Annotated in this window: 1 protein-coding gene; it reads right to left on the reverse strand. The window is 47.4% G+C overall.

Features of this window, described 5'->3' with window-relative positions:
- Positions 1–321 (reverse strand): IS3 family transposase (locus E0698_RS26390; RefSeq protein WP_192513445.1); only part of this gene is annotated, 321 nt, incomplete at both ends.

Genomic DNA, 321 nt, shown 5'->3' on the forward strand with positions numbered 1-321 from the left:
TCCATCACGCTCGCCAAATAAAGCCAGCCTTCATCAGTGGGAATATACGTAATATCCGTCATCCACACCTCGTTTGGGGCTCCAGCAACAAACTGCTGGTTCAAAAGGTTCTCCTGAACAGGCAGTTGGTGTTTGGAGTTCGTAGTTGCTTTGTATTTTTTCACGGTTCTGGACGTTAAACCAAGCTCCTTCATGATTCGCACGACCGTTTTTTCCGACACGGCAACTCCTTGCTGAACCAAAACTTTATGAATCTTCCGGCTGCCATACAAACGGCGTGAATCCAAGAAGATCCGGCGGATACGTTGTAAGAGCTTTTCC

This window comes from Paenibacillus sp. 23TSA30-6, assembly GCF_014858585.1.
GTDB lineage: Bacteria > Bacillota > Bacilli > Paenibacillales > Paenibacillaceae > Paenibacillus.